General features: G+C 49.7%; 13 protein-coding genes and 1 other annotated feature. Of the genes, 1 reads left to right on the top strand and 12 read right to left on the bottom strand.

Translation table 11 applies throughout. The features are described 5' to 3' along the window. Positions 1–6: 6 nt before the first annotated feature. The 3 genes from OCV62_RS15660 to OCV62_RS15650 all read right to left on the bottom strand — a co-directional run bounded on the left by OCV62_RS15660 (position 7) and on the right by OCV62_RS15650 (position 3948). Entirely contained in the window at positions 7–1083 is a 1077-nt protein-coding gene (locus OCV62_RS15660; protein ID WP_330667430.1) for an ABC transporter ATP-binding protein, read from the bottom strand. A gap of 2 nt (positions 1084–1085) precedes the next feature. Next, positions 1086–2060, bottom strand: coding sequence for an ABC transporter ATP-binding protein (locus OCV62_RS15655; RefSeq protein ID WP_118763178.1), 975 nt, complete (start codon positions 2058–2060; stop codon positions 1086–1088). Positions 2061–2259: 199 nt separating this feature from the next. Beyond that, positions 2260–3948: an ABC transporter substrate-binding protein gene (locus tag OCV62_RS15650; RefSeq protein ID WP_416822297.1), complete on the bottom strand. Its 1689-nt coding sequence runs from the start codon at positions 3946–3948 to the stop codon at positions 2260–2262. A 277-nt stretch (positions 3949–4225) separates the two neighbouring features. On the opposite strand from OCV62_RS15650, the gene OCV62_RS15645 reads away from it, so the two are divergent. Then, positions 4226–4849 carry a hypothetical protein gene (locus OCV62_RS15645; protein ID WP_021916243.1) on the top strand — a complete coding sequence of 208 codons (624 nt, stop codon included), beginning with the start codon at positions 4226–4228 and terminating at the stop codon, positions 4847–4849. Between the two features lie 161 nt (positions 4850–5010). On the opposite strand, the gene asnB is transcribed toward OCV62_RS15645, so the two are convergent. The 9 genes from asnB to OCV62_RS15600 form a co-directional block, all read right to left on the bottom strand. Continuing rightward, complete coding sequence (gene asnB / locus OCV62_RS15640) at positions 5011–6594, bottom strand: asparagine synthase B (protein WP_262587848.1); 1584 nt, start codon at positions 6592–6594, stop codon at positions 5011–5013. Positions 6595–6739: 145 nt separating this feature from the next. Further along, positions 6740–6991: a binding site (T-box leader), on the bottom strand. A 91-nt stretch (positions 6992–7082) separates the two neighbouring features. Continuing rightward, the gene (gene cysK, locus OCV62_RS15635) at positions 7083–8018 is read right to left on the bottom strand and encodes a cysteine synthase A (RefSeq protein WP_117962232.1); all 936 of its coding nucleotides are present in this window, start codon (positions 8016–8018) and stop codon (positions 7083–7085) included. A 243-nt stretch (positions 8019–8261) separates the two neighbouring features. After that, positions 8262–8717 (bottom strand): IS200/IS605 family transposase, encoded by a 456-nt coding sequence (gene tnpA / locus OCV62_RS15630; RefSeq protein ID WP_262585668.1) that lies wholly within the window; start codon positions 8715–8717, stop codon positions 8262–8264. A 176-nt stretch (positions 8718–8893) separates the two neighbouring features. After that, a complete protein-coding gene (gene leuB / locus OCV62_RS15625) occupies positions 8894–9976 on the bottom strand; it encodes a 3-isopropylmalate dehydrogenase (RefSeq protein ID WP_021914644.1) in 1083 nt (360 codons plus the stop codon). A 171-nt stretch (positions 9977–10147) separates the two neighbouring features. Beyond that, entirely contained in the window at positions 10148–11548 is a 1401-nt protein-coding gene (locus tag OCV62_RS15620) for a PTS transporter subunit EIIC (RefSeq protein ID WP_317258855.1), read from the bottom strand. Between the two features lie 151 nt (positions 11549–11699). Then, positions 11700–12734, bottom strand: coding sequence for a DUF4097 domain-containing protein (locus tag OCV62_RS15615; RefSeq protein ID WP_262587846.1), 1035 nt, complete (start codon positions 12732–12734; stop codon positions 11700–11702). Further along, complete coding sequence (locus tag OCV62_RS15610; protein ID WP_021914648.1) at positions 12724–13287, bottom strand: hypothetical protein; 564 nt, start codon at positions 13285–13287, stop codon at positions 12724–12726. The genes OCV62_RS15615 and OCV62_RS15610 overlap by 11 nt, the downstream gene beginning before the upstream one ends. A gap of 115 nt (positions 13288–13402) precedes the next feature. Then, entirely contained in the window at positions 13403–14380 is a 978-nt protein-coding gene (locus OCV62_RS15605; RefSeq protein WP_021914649.1) for a LacI family DNA-binding transcriptional regulator, read from the bottom strand. A gap of 99 nt (positions 14381–14479) precedes the next feature. After that, positions 14480–15460: a dipeptidase gene (locus OCV62_RS15600; protein ID WP_021914650.1), complete on the bottom strand. Its 981-nt coding sequence runs from the start codon at positions 15458–15460 to the stop codon at positions 14480–14482. Between the last annotated feature and the right edge of the window lie 191 nt (positions 15461–15651).

Here is a 15651-nt window from a genome sequence, read left to right as displayed (position 1 = left end):
TCACTTTTATCTCCATTTCTGCTCTACGACAACCTGCTGCATCTTCGCATCGTATGCGGGTGCGCCGCCAGTCAGCTGCGCAATTGCATATGGGCACGCCGCAAGATGACTGCTGCCTGGGAAAACACTGCAAAGCTCCGGCACTTCCTGTCTGCAGCTTTCCGTCGCATACGGACATCTCGGATGGAAGCGGCAGCCGGAGGGCGGGTTCGTGCTGGAGCCGATTTCTCCGGTCAGAAGCGGTTTTTGTTCCCGCTTTTTGGGATCTGCAATCGGCACTGCATCGATCAGGGCACGGGTGTAAGGGTGTACCGGATGATGGAACACCTCCTGCGCCGGCCCGATCTCCACAATTTTACCAAGGTACATGACTGCGATCCGGTCGCTGACATAGTTGACCGCGCCGAGTCCATGTCCAACGAACATGCACGTCAGCCCCAGGTCCTTTTGCAGGCTGCGCAGCAAATTCAGAATCTGTGCCTGAATCGAAACGTCCAGCGCACTGACCGGCTCATCGCAGACCAAAAACCGGGGATTTAAAGACAGTGCCCGCGCTATCCCAATTCTCTGCCGCTGTCCGCCGGAGAACTCATGCGGGTAGCGTCCGAGGACATGTTTGGGAAGTCCTACCATATCCAGCAGTCGATCAACATCCCTGTGGACAGTTTCTTTATTGGAAATCCCATGATAGAGCATCGGCTGGGATAAAATTTCATAAATATGCTTTCTCGGATTCAGGGAAGAATATGGGTCCTGGAACACCATCTGCAGCTGCGTGCGCACGCTCTTTTTCTCTTTTCCGGAAAGCTTCTCCATATCCTTTCCATGATAAAACAGCCTGCCGCCCGTCGGCTTTTCCAGGCCGACCAGCTGTCTGCCCACCGTCGATTTGCCGCAGCCGGATTCGCCCACCAGACCGAGGGTTTCTCCCTCTGCAATCGAAAAGGAAACGCCGTCCACCGAATGCACATAGCCTGTCGTATGGGTAATAACGCCGCCCCGGATGGGATAATATTTTTTCAGGTTTTCTACCCGGATCAGCGGCTCCTTCTCCGTGTTTTTTTCTTCCATATTTATGCTCATCTTCACGTTTCTCCTTCTTTGGCGAGCATACATCTGACAAAATGTCCTTCCCCGATCTGTCTGTAGCTCTGAGGCTGATCGCAGCCTTTTGTCCGGAAGGCGCAGCGGTCTGCAAACCGACAGCCGGGGATCGAATCATAGTTTTCCGGAACCATGCCGGGAATCGCGACAAGCTCCCTGTCCTTTTCGTCATAAATTCCGGGAACCGTCTGCAAAAGTGCCTTTGTATACGGATGTGCCGGTGCAGCAAACAGCTCCTTTACCGGTGCTTCCTCGATCATCTGTCCGGCGTACATAACGATCACGCGGTCCGCCATGCTCGCTACCAGCCCGATGTCATGGGTGATCAGGATCATCGACATCCCGCTCTCTTTTTGCAGATTGCGCAACAGCGCCATAATCTGTGCCTGAATCGTCACATCCAGTGCCGTCGTCGGTTCATCTGCGATCAGCAGGCCCGGATTGCAGCACAGAGCCATCGCGATCATCACACGCTGGCGCATGCCGCCGGAAAGCGTATGGGGATATTTTTTCATGACACCGTGAGGATCGGGCATACCAACTTTTCCTAAAATCTGCTCTGCCCGCTTTCGCGCCTCTTCTTTTGACAGTCTCATATGCTTTCGGATGCTCTCCATCAGCTGGTTGCCGACTGTAAAGACCGGATCGAGAGAGGTCAGCGGGTCCTGGAAAATCATCGTCAGACGGTCGCCCCGGATTTTATCCAGCTCTTTTTCCGTCATCGTCAGAAGGTTCTTATCCTCGAATACGACGCTTCCCTCCGTCACGGTTCCGCCTCTTCCAAGCAGCCCCATAATAGAAAGTGAGGTCACACTCTTGCCACAGCCGGATTCGCCGACGATACATACAACTTCTCCCTTATCTACATGAAAATTTACATGGTCCACGCTGACAGTGCGTCCGTAGTCGCTGTCAAAAACGGTTGTCAGCCCCTCTACTTCCAGTAAATGCGGCATTTGCTTTTCCTCACTTTACTCATATATCAGATTCTGCCGCACACCTCCCAAAAAAGAGATGTGCGGCAGTTATTATCATAGCATAAAATATATGAAATACAAACTTTTTATCGGAGGAAAACTACATTTTTCTCTGATAAAAATGCTCCGCAAAGATCCCACTGCGGCAGAATAGAATTCTGTGAAACAGGATTCTTCTTTATTCCACTACGTCCCAGTTCTGGACATCGTTGAAGAAGCCGTATACGCTGGGAGCTGCGCCTGTAATCCGCTTGCTGACTGCCCCCTGTGCGCTGATAACATAGGCGGAGAACATCGGAACATCTTCCTGTACCTTTTTATCCACAACGGAGAACAGCTCTTTTGTTTCCTCCGGATCACTTGTCAGCTGGGATTGGGTCAACGCGTCGTTTAACGTATCATCGCTGTAGCCGGTCCAGCTTCCTTCCCCGCCAAGCAGCCATGCTACATCCGGATAGGGATCCACCGGCGCATAGGTGTACTGTACTGCCAGTACATCATAGTCCTCTGTGCCTGCAACGCTCATCAGCGTTGCGAAGTCAACGGTCTGGATTTCCGCCTTGATGCCGACTGCAGCCCACTCTGCAGCGATGATGGAGGCTGCGTTTACAAAGGTCGAATCGCCGGAATTTACATAGAAACGGATTGTCTGGGAGCCGTCCCATCCAGCTTCTTCCAGAAGTGCTTTTGCCTTTTCCGGATCATAGGAAACCGGTGTAAGGGAATCATCATAGAACGGGCTTGCACTGGACAGGAATCCATCTACAATTTCGCCATGTCCGTTTAACAGTTCCTCCAGAATCTGCTGACGGTCGATCGCATACAGCATCGCCTGACGAACTTTTACATCCGGAACGTTCTTTGTCTGGATAAATACGGACTGGTTGGTAACCGGGGAACCGTATACAACGTCTACGTTGTCCAGGGCTTCTACGCTCTCATAGTCCTCCTGCGGGATATCACTCATCGTCTGCTGGGTGATATCGATTTCGCCGGATTGCAGACCTGCATACAGCTGACTGCCGTCTACGATTTTGATGTTTAGCTTGTCGATCTTGGGCGCGCCCTTCCAATAATCCTTGTTCGCTTCATAGGAAATATAATGATCCACATCAAAATCCGTTACGATGAACGGTCCGCTGACAACATCGGGATGGTTGAACCAATCCGCTGTGGAAAGCTCTTCCTCGGAATACTGCTCGATCACATGCTTGGGCAGAGTCAGCAGATATCTCGCATAGCTGTTTTCAAAGGTAGTAATCGGCATTTCTTCTTTGGTCGTAAACTGTACCGTTTTATCGTCTACCTTCTGAATGCCGTCGATGCTCTCTGCACCTTCCTCTACAAAGCCGTCGTCGCCAACACCTTCAAATACATAATACATCATTGCAGTATTGCCGATGACCGGGCTCGCCAGGCGAAGCGCGGTATAAACCACATCATCTGCTGTAACAGGCGTTCCGTCCGACCAGGTTGCAGCATCATCGATGTGAACGATAAAGTTTTTGTTATCTTCTGTTGTGATGGAATCTGCCAGCATGCCCTCGAAGTTCAAGTCAGCATCCAGCTCCATCAACGGCAAAAACATCAGTCCGGTCGCATATTTGTTAATCTCGCCGCCGTTTAACAAAAGGGGATTGATACTGCCGATGGTATTGGTCACACCGACGTTGATAATCTTCTCTCCCGAAGCTGCTGTGTCTGAGGATGCACTCTCTGTGCTCACCGCTGCGCTTCCGGTTTCATCTGCTGCAGCACCTGCATTCGATGCGCCGCACGCGGTCAGTCCCAGCGCCATCACTCCTGCCAGAAGCAGGCTTAAGATCCTGTTTCGTTTTTTCATAACTGCTCCTCCTTTTGGGCGAATCATCAGCCGCTCAATACCTATCTATCCGGTATGTTAGTGAGAATTGTATTCTATTTTTTTCGATCTGTCAAGACTCTATTCCCATATTCTTGACAAAATACGGGGTTCGCGTTATATTCGACAGCAGAGCGCACGATTCTTTCTATCCTATAAGGATGCCAGGGTCAAAAGGTCTAAGCCCACAGGAGCTTGCTCATAGGTGGGTAGGATTGTGGGAGTGCGCAGTACGGAACAATCCACTGACCTTATATAATATGCTTTACCGGAGGATTTTTCAATGAAAAATTACTTAAATTATCAGTCCTCAGAATATGACTGCGGTTCTGTTTCTATTACCAACGGAATCCGCTACCTGTTTGATCGGGAAGAAATCAGTCCTGACATCCTCAAATGTATTATGCTCTATACAATGGACACTTATAACGAACAGGGACAACCATGCCGTCACGGCACTTCCGCCGCCGCAATGCGTTTTGTCGGCAGTTGGTTAAATCAGCTGGCAGCTGTCCGCTCTTTTCCGATCCAGACGCAGTTTCTTTTCGGTAACGATGTTACACTGTCCCCGGACAGCGAAATCAGTCAGGCGCTTTTGCACGGCGCAGCTGTCGTGCTGCGTCTTTTTCTTGAAGTTCCGCACTATGTGCTTTTAACCGGCATTTCCAGGGATGAGGTGTTTTTCTTCGACCCTTATTATGAGGAAGAAGGGACTCCCGAATTCGACGCTGAATATTACGCCAAGGGCATCCGTTTTATTTATGACCAGCCAAAATGTGCCAACCGCGCAGTTTCTCTGGAACGCATCAACCGACTTTCCCACGGATACTATGAGCTGGGTGAATTTTCCTGCCGCGAGGCGCTGCTGATGTTCCGCACGTCCGGCGAATGCGAATGGAACGCGTAAACGGGTGGGGCTTATAAGCCCCACCCGTTATTTTTATCATATAGGAAACTTCGTTTCCATACGATAAAAACGCTCCGCGAGGATCGCACTGCGGCGGAATGGTAGAATGTCGCTTGCGCGACCCGCCGCAGGCGGAGAATCCTGTAGAGCAGGATTCTTTTTCATTTTCCGCTGTCACCGTAGTTTGCCAGCACACGGGCACTGGGGTCATTGACATTACAGCCCTCCCAGCTCTTGTTGGGCATCCAGAAGTCCGGCACCATCCTTGCCTGTCCGGGATAATACTTTTCAAAGATTTCCCGATACAGCAGGCTTTCTTTTGTGAAGGGCTGTGCAAAATCATATTTCTGGCGGAGCGTTTCGTATTCCTCGTCGGTGTAATACTTCTCTGCGTATTCTTTTAAATCATCCACCATGCTGTGTCCTACTGCATCGCTGAATGCAGCTTTTTCTCTCCACAGGATGTTTTCCGGCAAAATATGATCTGCTTCAAATGCCTTGCGCAGCAGATATTTTCCTTTTCCGTAGGTGTTTAACTTCTTCGCCGGGTCAATAGACATCACATAACGGACAAAGTCGAGATCGCCGAAGGGTACACGGGCTTCCAGGCTGTTTGCCGCAAGACACCGGTCGGCACGCAGGACATCATAGCAGTACAGCTCACGGATTCTCTTTGCTGCCTCTTCCTGAAAGGCTGCCGCGCTCGGTGCAAAGTCCGTATATTTATAGCCGAACAGCTCGTCGGAAATTTCACCGGTCAGCAGCACCTTTAAGTCTGTTTTTTCATGGATTGCCTTGCAGACAAGGTACATGCCCATGCTCGCACGGATCGTCGTGATGTCATAGGTTGCAAGCGCTTCGATAACGGTTTCCAGGCTTTCCAGCACTTCTTCCTTTGTCATGATGACTTCGGTATGCTCTGCGCCGATAAAATCAGCAACTTCTTTTGCATATTTTAAATCAATCGCATCTGTGTCCATGCCGATTGCAAAGGTCCTGATCGGTTTTTTCAAAATGTCTGCTGCAATTGCACATACAAGGCTTGAGTCCAGACCGCCGGATAACAAAAAGCCCAGCGGAGCGTCTGCATCCAGACGTTTCTTTACCCCCTCCGTCAGCTTATCATGGATGTTTTTTGTAATCACATCAATATCTTCGTGCACATAACCATGGACAGCTGCGATATCCTCATATTTGACAAATTTCCCATCATAATAATAGCTTCCGGGCGGAAATGCACGCACCTCGTCCACCCAGCCGATCAGGTTCTTTGCCTCACTGGCAAATGCAATCTTTCCGCTCTTGGAATAACCATAAAACAACGGACGGATTCCGATCTGGTCACGGGCTGCGATCAGCTTGCCGCTTTTGTGATCGTACAATACACAGGCATATTCCGCATCCAGATGGGAAAACATTTCCAGTCCATATTCTTCATATAGCGGAAGCAAAACCTCACAGTCGGAACCGCTCTGGAACTGATAACCGCGCTCTTCCAGCTCCTTTTTGATTTTGCGAAAGCCGTAAATTTCACCATTGCAGATCACCCAGCTGCCGTCCCGTTGAAACGGCTGCATGCCGTCCGTGGTCAACCCCATGATCGCAAGTCTTGCAAAGCCGAGATACCCGAATTCGGTCTCAACGACCTGCTGGGCATCCGGTCCTCTCATCTTTGTCTTTAACAGATATCCTTCCATCGTTTCTTTGGTGACATCTTTTCCCGCGTAGCAGAGAATGGAACACATAAGCTTTTCCTCCTTTTCTTTTGCTGCGTTGCAGTTTCTCTTTCGCTTTCCGGGTGCAGATTCCATGCTCGCATGAGAAGCTGCGCACGGAAAGCTGCGAAGGGAACTGTAAGAACGCAAAAACAGCAGCCATTTGTCCTATTGGAGATAGGACGAATAGCTGCTGCTATATCCGCGGTGCCACCTAACTTGCCGCACTTCCTTGTACGGCCCCTTTTTCGCGTTCCCATGAAACGCTATCCCTGTAACGTGGGACTCCGGCTCGCCTACTTACAGATCCTGCGTTCAGCTTGCAGCTCGGAAGTGTTCTTTCCTACAGATATCCGCGCAGGACTCCCACCGCCGCCTGCTCTCTGTGCCGTCTGTCTGTACTACTTTTCTTCGTCATCGCTTTTTGTTTTTTACAAGATAGCATACCCGTTTCGCTCTGTCAAGAAAATTTTCACGAATGGCACGGGTGAACTGTAACAGAGCTTAAACTCTGCCTCTTACTCTTCTGCAAACAGAGGGGTAGACAGATAACGATCACCGGTATCCGGCAGGATCACAACAATGTTCTTGCCTTCGTTTTCGGGACGCTTTGCAAGCTCGATCGCTGCCCATACTGCTGCACCGGAGGAAATGCCTACCAGCACACCTTCCTGATGACCGATCTTTCTGCCGGTTGCAAACGCGTCCTGATTCTCTACGGTGATAATTTCGTCATAAACCCCGGTGTCCAGAACGTCCGGTACGAAGCCTGCGCCGATTCCCTGGATCTTGTGTGCGCCGGCTGTGCCTTTGCTCAAAACCGGAGAGCCTGCAGGCTCTACAGCAACAACCTTTACATCAGCCTTTTTGCTCTTTAAGTACTGGCCTGTACCGGTCACGGTTCCGCCCGTACCAACGCCTGCCACCAGGATATCAACCTTGCCATCCAAATCTTCCCAGATCTCAGGACCGGTTGTCTTTTTGTGTACCTCCGGGTTTGCAGGGTTTACAAACTGTCCTGGAATGAAGCTGTTGGGAATTTCCTTTGCCAGCTCGTCTGCCTTTGCGATCGCACCCTTCATGCCCTTAGCACCTTCTGTCAGGACAAGCTCTGCGCCGTATGCCTTCATCAGCTGTCTGCGCTCTACGCTCATGGTTTCCGGCATTACGATAATGATCCGGTAGCCTCTCGCCGCTGCAACAGACGCAAGGCCGATGCCGGTGTTGCCGGAGGTAGGTTCAATAATTACAGAGCCTGCCTTTAATGCGCCCTTTGCCTCTGCATCATCGATCATCGCTTTTGCAATTCTGTCCTTTACAGAGCCTGCAGGATTAAAGTATTCCAGCTTGCCATAGATGTGCGCCTTTAAGCCCTCTGCCTTTTCAATATGTGTCAACTCCAGCAGGGGAGTTCTGCCGATTAACTGATCTGCGGATGTATAAACGTTGCTCATTTGCTCTTCCTCCTTAAACCTACTTACTTTATATGTTAATGTGATTATATTCTGCCTTTTCGGATCTGTCAACCCTTTTTAAACAGTCGCCGCCACCCCTTCAAGGGGTGGCTCGGCTCGCTGGGTATAACCCCTTGACACCGGACAGCGTCTCAAGGCGCCCAGACTTTCTCTTCGTTCAAGTCACTATTGCACTTGACGCGTTGCTTATGCCCCTTGAAGGGGCGTTTGTACTACTTCGACTTAACCCTTAAAAGGGTTTTCATATTCTTTTACACCTAATTTATCTTGCATAACATCGTTCTTTTCCTGATCTTGGATATACTTTTTGATGGTCGCTTCGTTTAACCCTACTGTGCTGACATAATATCCTTCTGACCAAAAATGTCGATTTCCAAACTTGTACTTTAGATTTGCATGTCTATCGAATATCATAAGTGCGGACTTGCCCTTCAAATATCCCATAAAACTTGACACACTCATCTTCGGCGGAATGCTTACCAGCATATGAATGTGATCTGGCATTAAATGCCCTTCGATGATTTCTACTCCTTTGTAAGAACATAACTGTTTCAAAATATCTCTTATATCAGCTTTTAATTGATTATAAATAACTTTTCGTCTATACTTTGGAGTGAATACGATGTGATACTTACACATCCATTTTGTGTGAGCTAAATCATAATTCTTATTCGCCATAAAATCACCTTTCCTTTCTTACAATAGTGCCTGAACAACTCTATTGTAACGGAAAGGTGATTTTTTTGTACAACGCTTTGTCTCCACCCGCAAAGCAGGTGGTTTTTTGTTTCGGGCATCTCCATTTTTCGGAACACGAAAAACTCCAATACCCTCAACAGGATAAATCCCATAAATCAAATCCGCTCTGCAAGCAGATCGCCCATCTTGCTGCATCCAACTAATGTACACCCTACGGCCATAATATCTCCGGTGCGGTAGCCTTCTGCCAGAACCTTGCGAACCGCTTCTTCCACTGCTTCTGCCTCTTTATCCAGATCAAAGGTATAACGCAGCATCATGGCAGCGCTCAGCACAGTTGCAATGGGATTTGCGAGATCTTTGCCCGCGATATCCGGCGCACTGCCGTGACTGGGTTCATATAAGCCGAACTTTGTATCGTTTAAGCTTGCGGAAGACAGCATACCGATCGAGCCGGTCACCATGCTCGCTTCATCCGAAAGAATATCGCCAAACATATTTTCGGTCAGGATCACATCGAACTGCGCCGGATCTTTGACCAGCTGCATCGCACAGTTGTCCACAAGCATATGAGACAACTCCACGTCAGGATAATCCTTTGCCACCTCTTCCACCACGCTTCTCCACAGTCTCGAGGAATCCAGCACGTTTGCCTTGTCCACGCTCGTCACTTTGCCTTTTCTCTTGCGCGCTACATCAAACGCCTTGATCGCGATTCGGCGGATTTCCTCTTCGGTGTAGGTCAGGGTATCGACTGCCTTGCGCACGCCGTTTTCTGTCGTCGTATGGCGCTCGCCAAAATACAGACCGCCGGTCAGCTCTCTCATAATCAGCATGTCAAAGCCTGCCTTGCTGATTTCTTCTTTTAACGGGCACGCGCCTGCAAGCTGCGGATACAAATAAGCCGGTCTTAAATTTGCAAATAAGTTGAGTGCTTTGCGGATCTTCAACAGACCTGCTTCCGGACGCTTTTCCGGAGGGAGCTTGTACCAGGGGGAGGTGTTGGTATCTCCGCCGATCGAACCCATCAGAACCGCATCTGCCGCCTTCGCTGTCGCAATCGCCTCATCTGTCAGCGGTACGCCGTGCACATCAATCGATGCACCGCCCATCAAAATCTCCTTGCGTTCTATTTCATGGCCGAATTTCTTTGCCACCTGATCCAGTACTTTATTCGCCTGTGCTACAATTTCCGGTCCGATTCCATCGCCCGGAATGCATGCAATCTGTAATTTCATCGAGCTGTTCCTCCAATACTGCGCCCAATTGTAATTGAGCTGTTCTTTCTAAGTTTAACGTAACACTGTATATTTTTCAATAAAAACAGGAAAAAAGCCATATCGGTTTGATATGGCTTTTATAACTTGAAGGAATGAATTTCGTGTTTTCCATTCTTTTCGGATATAGGTTTACTGCTTTCGTGCGGCGGTTTTCTCGCCAGGCGCTTTCTCATCATGATACAGCACCCATGAAATCACGAAGCTGACCACAAACGCTACCGCAATCACAAGGGTATATTGCAGCGTATCATCCGTCGTAATCAGATATCCGAACAGTCCGGTTACGCCATAAGCTGTCGCTCCGATGCCTGTCCATCCGGCAATCAGTGCACCGCAGGCCCCTCCGATCATTCCTGCCACAAACGGTTTCATGTAACGGATATTGACACCAAAAATTGCAGGCTCGGTGATGCCTAAAAATGCGGACAGCGAAGACGGCAGCGCAAGGGCCTTTACCTTGCTGTTTTTGGTTTTTAATGCCAGAGCAAGCGCCGCTGCACCCTGACCGACATTGGCTGCCGTCGCAATTGGCATCCACGTATTTAATCCGCTTTTTGAAATCAGTCCCGCTTCCAGCGCGCTATACATATGATGTACACCCGCTACAACCGTCGGCGCATAGACCGCGCCGCACAGTGCCGCACCGATTCCAAAGGGAAGCGTAATCAGCCACTGAGCGCCTTCCAGTACGCCGTTTTCCACCCAGGAAAAAACAGGTCCGAAAATTGTCAGGGTCAAATACCCCGTTACAAGCACCGTCACAAGCGGTGTCACAAACAGGTCGATAATTTCCGGAACGATCTTGTGCAGTTTCTTTTCCAGCATGCTCATAAACCATACTGCGATCACAACCGGAATGACATGTCCCTGATAGCCGACAAGCTCGATCTGATATAACCCGAACCATGCATTCAATTTAGGAATACTTTCTGCATCTACAACACTCCATGCATTCATCAAATCCGGATGAATCATGATCATACCGATAACTGCACCAAGATACAGATTTCCGCCAAATACCTTTGCCGCGCTGATCGCGATCAGGATCGGCAGAAAAACAAATGCCGCATTCGAAAACAGGTGAAGGATCGTATATGTACCGGACTGCTCCATTGCAGGATAAACCTCACAAAGTCCTTCCAGAATCCCCACCAGCAGACCGCTCGCTACGATCGCCGGAATGATCGGAATAAATACATCTCCCAATGTCTTTACTGCACGCCTCCAAAGGCTCGTCTTTGTGCTTGCTGCCTGTCGGACTTCTTCCCTGGAAGATGCGCTGATGCCCGCGATCTGGATAAATTCGTCGTAAACCTTGTTGACCGTTCCTGTCCCGAAAATAATCTGCAGCTGTCCGGACGCGAAAAAGACTCCCTTCACACCGTCGATTGCTTCGATTGCTTCCTTGCTACACTTGTCATTGTCTCCGATGACCAGACGCAGTCGCGTCGCACAGTGCTCAGCGCTGATGATATTTTTCCTGCCTCCTATGTTGTCACAGATCTGCTGTGCTGTTTTCCTGTAATCCATGGTAACCCCCGCCCTCTGTTTTCACGACATTTTGTAAATTCACGTTTTCGCCAAAAAGAGTATACATCTTTTCAGGCAACTTATACAAGCAGCTCCGACAATCCTTTTTTTAGATTGCCGGAGCTGTCTCTACGTCTTTATGAAATTGAAATCACTCCTCTTCGTCTACAGATTTTGTTTCTGCAACTGTTTCTTCCAAAGTGCTTCGCGCAACATTCTCCCGGATTTTGATATCGCCGTTTTCTGCGGATACCCGGATGACAGCACTGCCGGGTGCCTGTTTTCTGTACTCTGCTGCGTCTCCGTTCTCATTTTCCATCATCTCATATCCCGAAAAATGAATTTCACCATATTCTGTGCGAAGATCATATCCATATGCATCCGCCTTCTGCATTCCGTATATGTTCGTATCCCCGTAACTGTTTTTTACATCCAGCGTGCCCTGCGTTCCTGCAAAAACAGTTACCGAACCATTCTCCGCTTCCAAAGATGCCTGTGCGCTTTCGATACAGCCAATGTTCAGCTCTCCATACAAACCGGTGATTTCTACCTTATTACCGGTCAGATTTCCAGTCTTGATGTCACCGTCTTCGTCGTAAATACTCAGGTCAATTCCGTTCCAGTCCTCCATTTTAATCTCACCATAGCTCGTCTTTACAGAAAGCTTCTCTGCGAAAAGATTCGCTGCAAGATCGATATCCCACGGTGCATCGACCGAAACCTCTTTCAACCTGGCACCCTTCGGCACTGTGATTTTCACATAAGGATCATCCTGCCGCCGTTCTCCTTCTTCTCCCCAGAGCCGGAAATACCACCGATTTCCTTCCTGCGTTTCCCCGAAATCGCCTTCTTTCACTATGAGTGTTCCATTCTCCACCTGGCACACCGGTTCTTCCCGATCGCCTGCCAGAAGATATTCAACACTATAAGAATCGCCTTCCTCCAAAGAAAACTCTCCGTATTTCAGATCCACCTCAATTTTTTCAAACGCTGCCAGCTGCTTCTGTCCGGCATAATCCTGTACCGTCTCCGGGCAAGCTGTTGTCTCTTTCAAATGAATTCCTTCGTTATCCAGATAAAACACCGGGCTTCCTCCCATCGCAATCCCAATGCCAATACAGATACCGCCTGCTGCCAACAGACCTGTCGAAATCAGAAGCGTCTTTTTCAATGTTTTATTTTTCATCGCTGTCCGCCTCCTTTTTCTCCAGCAGGTGAAATCCGTTGCTGTCTGTTTCAGCAGCAGATGTGCCCGTCATCTGTTCGCCGGGCGCTGCCTCAGGTTCCGGCTCTGCGCTGCCGGCTTTTTTCTTTCCGCCAACCTTGCTGCGGATCCATAAAATTCCTTTCCAGATCAGCCACACCAGTCCGATCAGCAATGCTGTGCCCAGGATTGCTGAGCCTGTCATCATAAAGCCGCTGCCCAGAATCGCAAAGCCGCTGCCAACCGCATGAAACATCGAAACAATTCCTGTCCCGATGAAAAACAGTCCGCCCAGAAGCAGTGCTGCCAGCACAAGGATCATTCCGATGCCGCAGGCTGCGCTGCAGGCCAACAGACCGAGCACGCAGGCACCCAGTGCTACTGCAATGCCGACTGCAGCGGCAAGCAGTCCGAGCCCTACCGGGACCACCACTGGCAGGGCACATAATCCGAGGAGGATCACCAGCACGATCTGCCAGGGCTTCCAGTTTGATTTTTGCTGTGTTACAGATTGTTTTGTTTTTGTTTCGTTCATTGCTATTCCTCGCTTTCTCTTTCTGAGTACAAGCATACCGACACAACAAAAAAAGCTCCCGCAAAAACTGTGGAAGCTTTTCCAAAACAATTCTTAAATTTTTCTAAATCGCAGTTTAGCGCGTCGTCCCTCTCTCCTCTGTACGAAAACCCATTTTAATTTCTTTTCCCGCAGGATTTCCATTCATCAGCTCCAGCAAAAGCCGCGCCGCCTCCTGTCCGCTGGTCTGGTAAAAAAAGTGCACGCTGGAAAGCTTCGGCGCAACGATCCGCCCGGAAACCGTGTCGCCCACGCCGGAAATCGCAACCTGCTGCGGAATCCGGATCTGATGCTCCTGCAGCCAGCCAAGCGCGCCGAGCGCTACAGAATCCGTTGCCCCAAATACTGCATCAATCTCCGGATGCCGCTCCCATAAGCGTCCCATTGCCTCATAGCCGTCCTCAACAGAAAAAGCACTTTCCTCATAAAAGCTGTTGTCCCAGTCTATTCCCTTTTCTTCCAGAACATCCAAAAATCCACGGAAACGTTCTTCCCCGGCTGCATGATCTCGCTTCGTCACACCAAGACACGCCGGATGCTTCGCATCCTTTAACATCATACGCGCGGATTCCTTTGCTGCAAGATAATCATCCTGATAGACGCAGCTGTAGCCTTCCAGCTTCTGTCCCAGCACCACGACCGGAACCTGCAGCGCGCGCAGTGCACGCTTGTGCGCCGGTGTGAAAATCGTCCCGATCAGGATAATCCCGTCCACCTGATTTTCGGAAAAGAGCTTTAAATACTCCACTTCCTCGCGTTCCTGGTTTTCCGTGTTTGCCAAAAGCAGCCAGAAGCCCGCCTGCTTTAACTCCTTGCTGATCCCGGAGATCATCCCACTGATGGATTCGGAATTGATCTTCGGGATGATCACACCGATCTGCTTCGTCTTTTTGGTACGCAGCATCTGTGCCTGCGCAGACGGTTTATAACCGGTCTCCTCGATCACCCTGCGGATCTGCTCCCGCTTTTCTGCACTGACATAGCCATCGTTAAAGTAACGGGAAACGGTGGCCCGGGAGACATTTGCCAACTTTGCAATTTCATTTATGTTCATTTCAAAAAATCCATCCTCAATCTCTGCAGCATTTTTCTTTTGTGAGATTGATCTCAGTATAACATTCCGTCTGAAAATCTGCAAGCAGAATACAGCGCCTTATCCCAACACCTCCCGGTATACGCGCAGCACATTTTCTCCCATGACCTTATCACGCTGTCTGGCGGTAAGCCCTGCCTTTGCAAGCGCATCCTCCAGAACCGGCATTGCGTCTGCGCCCGGGAGCTCTGCATGGGTCCGAATTCCGTCAAAATCGCTGCCCAGTCCCAGGCAGTCCTCTCCGCCGACTTTTATGATATGTGCCGCATGGCGTGCCACGTCTGCAGCTGTGCCCGGATAGTCCTTTTGGGCATTTAAAAAGGACGGACAGAAGTTCAGTCCGGTCACACCGCCTTTTTCTGCCAGCAAACCGATCATGTCGTCCGTTAAATTGCGCACCGCCGGACAGATTGCGCGGGCGTCGGAATGGCTTGCGACAAAGGGACGCTTCGCATGGGACGCCACGTCATAAAAGCCTGCGTCCGACAGATGGGACACATCCACGATCATTCCGAGCCGCTCCATCTCTTCCAGAAATAAAAATCCAAACTCTGTCAGCCCATCCTTCGTGTTCGGAACCGTCCTATCCGGCTTGCCATCCCCGGAAATGCCAAAATTCGGAAAACCGATCTCGTTTGGAAAATTCCAGGTCAGCGTCAACATTCGGACACCTCTGTCATAAAATTCCCGCAGCTTTTCCAGGCTGCCCTGACACACCGCACCCTCTTCGATTGTCAAAAGCGCGCTCATGCGCCCGTTTTTCTGATTTTCCAAAATGTCGTTATAGCATCTGACCTGACCAATCTGCTCCGGAAACAGTGCCATCTGCCGATCAAAGCAGTCCGCCAGTGTCAGCGCCTGCTGATATGGGTCTTCACAATTTTCTATACAGACGAACAGTGCAAAATTCTGAAGCAGGTAATCCCCCTGTTTCATCTTATCCAGACGAATATGCAGTCTGTTGTCCTGCAGTGTCCACCCTTTTTCTTTGTTTTCATAAAGTGCTGCGATCGTGTCGCAGTGCATATCAACAACTTTCATAAAATCCTCCATTCCGCAGGCGCTTTGTGCCGAAGGTGTCGCGAGGAAAACGTCCAGTTCGGCTCTGCGATCCCAGCTACTTTGTGATGCCTGCGTTACATATCGCTGTGTGACGAAAAAACCGGAACACACGTCCTGTGAGCCTATCACATGCGCATATTCCGGTTCTTTTATCTGTCTCTAAAATTCGT

Origin of the sequence: Gallintestinimicrobium propionicum (genome assembly GCF_025567525.1) — a bacterium.
GTDB lineage: Bacteria > Bacillota > Clostridia > Lachnospirales > Lachnospiraceae > Gallintestinimicrobium > Gallintestinimicrobium propionicum.
The sequence above is the reverse complement of the archived record's forward strand: the minus strand, read 5'-3'. Positions and strand labels throughout refer to the sequence as shown.

What these genes read in the sequence shown, in the direction of transcription:
- OCV62_RS15660 (WP_330667430.1), bottom strand. Translation starts at nt 1,083, where the DNA reads ATGAGCATAAATATGGAAGAAAAAAACACGGAGAAGGAGCCGCTGATC.
- OCV62_RS15655 (WP_118763178.1), bottom strand. Translation starts at nt 2,060, where the DNA reads ATGCCGCATTTACTGGAAGTAGAGGGGCTGACAACCGTTTTTGACAGC.
- OCV62_RS15645 (WP_021916243.1), top strand. Translation starts at nt 4,226, where the DNA reads ATGAAAAATTACTTAAATTATCAGTCCTCAGAATATGACTGCGGTTCT.
- asnB (WP_262587848.1), bottom strand. Translation starts at nt 6,594, where the DNA reads ATGTGTTCCATTCTCTGCTACGCGGGAAAAGATGTCACCAAAGAAACG.
- cysK (WP_117962232.1), bottom strand. Translation starts at nt 8,018, where the DNA reads ATGAGCAACGTTTATACATCCGCAGATCAGTTAATCGGCAGAACTCCC.
- tnpA (WP_262585668.1), bottom strand. Translation starts at nt 8,717, where the DNA reads ATGGCGAATAAGAATTATGATTTAGCTCACACAAAATGGATGTGTAAG.
- leuB (WP_021914644.1), bottom strand. Translation starts at nt 9,976, where the DNA reads ATGAAATTACAGATTGCATGCATTCCGGGCGATGGAATCGGACCGGAA.
- OCV62_RS15620 (WP_317258855.1), bottom strand. Translation starts at nt 11,548, where the DNA reads ATGGATTACAGGAAAACAGCACAGCAGATCTGTGACAACATAGGAGGC.
- OCV62_RS15615 (WP_262587846.1), bottom strand. Translation starts at nt 12,734, where the DNA reads ATGAAAAATAAAACATTGAAAAAGACGCTTCTGATTTCGACAGGTCTG.
- OCV62_RS15610 (WP_021914648.1), bottom strand. Translation starts at nt 13,287, where the DNA reads ATGAACGAAACAAAAACAAAACAATCTGTAACACAGCAAAAATCAAAC.
- OCV62_RS15605 (WP_021914649.1), bottom strand. Translation starts at nt 14,380, where the DNA reads ATGAACATAAATGAAATTGCAAAGTTGGCAAATGTCTCCCGGGCCACC.
- OCV62_RS15600 (WP_021914650.1), bottom strand. Translation starts at nt 15,460, where the DNA reads ATGAAAGTTGTTGATATGCACTGCGACACGATCGCAGCACTTTATGAA.